Origin of the sequence: Pokkaliibacter plantistimulans (assembly GCF_003194385.1) — a bacterium.
GTDB classification, from domain to species: Bacteria; Pseudomonadota; Gammaproteobacteria; order Pseudomonadales; family Balneatricaceae; genus Pokkaliibacter; species Pokkaliibacter plantistimulans.
Genome location: NZ_LAPT01000165.1, coordinates 1 through 1833, shown reverse-complemented (window position 1 = coordinate 1833; position 1833 = coordinate 1). Strand labels below are relative to the sequence as shown.

Below are 1833 nucleotides of genomic sequence, written 5' to 3'. Positions count from 1 at the left end.
AAGCAGGCTGTTGAAAAACGTTATCGAGGCAGTCGAGACAAGGAAAAAACAGGCGAAAAAGCGGAGTTTAGTGAACTAAATGAGCATTTTGAGCCTGTTTTTGATGCGGTATTCGGCAACGCAGATAGATTTTCAACGACCTGCTAGAGCGTGAACACGCTCTTATTTCTGTTACCAACAGACACGATTCGTAGCGTCCGCAAACCACCGCCACAGATAGCCGTGGGCAGAATAGAACACCTTACTTGCAGCTGGCAGCGCGGCTGCAAGCGCTTCAACTATCGACATCTATCTGCATCTATCTGTATCTCTGGAGTTCCTCATGCGCCCTACCCTGCCTGTATTGCTTGTATCTTTGACTCTATTGCTCAGCGGCTGTCTGGATATGAACAGCCAACCCGCTACCAGCAGCGATGCCACACCGACCAGCGACAGCTCCGCTACTGACAGCTCAGGCACCGGCAGTTCAGGCTCTGACAGCAGTTCCACATCAGGCACTGCCAGCCAGCCAGCACTGCGTTATTGATCAGGCTCAGCAGCAGGCAGAAGCAGATGATTCACCCTGTAAAATCTGCCTGCTCTTTTATAAAAAGTTTAGACAGCCCCCCTCATTCCGCTGCCAAATAGATAATATATTCATATATTTCAATAAGTTAACTATTGGCACGCATTCTGCCTTGTTTGCTATACCAGCCTGAGTGTTTATCTATCACAGCATCGATGAGCACACCTCGTCAGGATGGCCCTCGACAGGCTCCAAACTGCCCCTTCAGGACGACCAACAGGGGCGATGGATACCGCGAAATGCGATCTCATCCTGCTCGAGCATTCGTGATCGGCTTCTTAGTCCCGCACCGGCAGACTGAAAGCGGATTAATCACCCCCTAATTCACGCGAGTCAGTTATGTTGATCAATGACGAGAAAACCAGCGAACTCAGCGTGCTGAACCGGGTGTTGGCCGTCTGCGAAGATGGCCGCAGTTTCTACCAGCACGCAGCCCAGGAGGCGGAAAGCGCTACCCTGAGGCAGATATTCCGGGAGCAAGCCCAGATACGCTCCGAAGCCATTCAACAGCTCAGCAACGAAGTTCATAAGCGGCACGGCAGCCCGGTACACTCCGGCACCCTGAAGGGAACGCTGCAACAGTGGTACACCGACATTCGGGCACGACTCAGCCACTCTCAGGATCACGTGTTTATCCAGCAACTGGAGGAAACCGAAAACCAGACCTTGGGAGAGCTGAAGCGAGCCGTAAGAAGCTTGCAGGACCCTGCTCTGGCCCGCCAGCTTGGCTCACACCTGGCCTCCATCCAGCTGGCACATGACCGCATGAAGTCAATTGGTGAAGACCTGCGTGCTCGCGCCCATTGACGGTCTATTAGTTATTGCCTTCTTTGCCGGCAGGGCAATACCTTAAGATCGCCAGTAAATCCTCACAACTTATAGCCAAGACTGATACCTCATAAAGAAGTGGAGCGTATCAGTCTGCTCTTCTCCCACTTTTTCACCTTCAGTTTTTACGCGCCTCTCCCTTCTGCTCTGATCTCAATACTCGATCCTCCGGCTTTTTTCTGCATACTCCTTCTCTGATCTGGCATAAAACAATGTGAGTAATTTTTTCAAAAACACCACTATCAGCACTTTTTCTTTCGCCTGACGATCTCACTCTTTTATTGACCACCATCAATACAGATGACATTTGTCATAATAGGTAGATGAGGCTTTGTTGCATAAATAGAGCACAGCTTACAAAGCCCCTTTCCCCAGACGAATTTATGGCATACGCACCGTCATCGGTGTCCCAAGCTGCGTGAAGCGGTTCAGGATGGCTG

General features: G+C 50.8%; 2 protein-coding genes. Both read left to right on the top strand.

Annotated elements, in window-relative coordinates; all coding sequences use genetic code 11:
- Nucleotides 1-322: 322 nt before the first annotated feature.
- On the top strand, nucleotides 323-526 hold the full coding sequence (locus tag WH50_RS25185) for a hypothetical protein (RefSeq protein ID WP_110190167.1): 204 nt from the start codon (nucleotides 323-325) through the stop codon (nucleotides 524-526).
- A 378-nt stretch (nucleotides 527-904) separates the two neighbouring features.
- Complete coding sequence (locus tag WH50_RS25180; protein ID WP_110190165.1) at nucleotides 905-1372, top strand: PA2169 family four-helix-bundle protein; 468 nt, start codon at nucleotides 905-907, stop codon at nucleotides 1370-1372.
- Nucleotides 1373-1833: the final 461 nt, after the last annotated feature.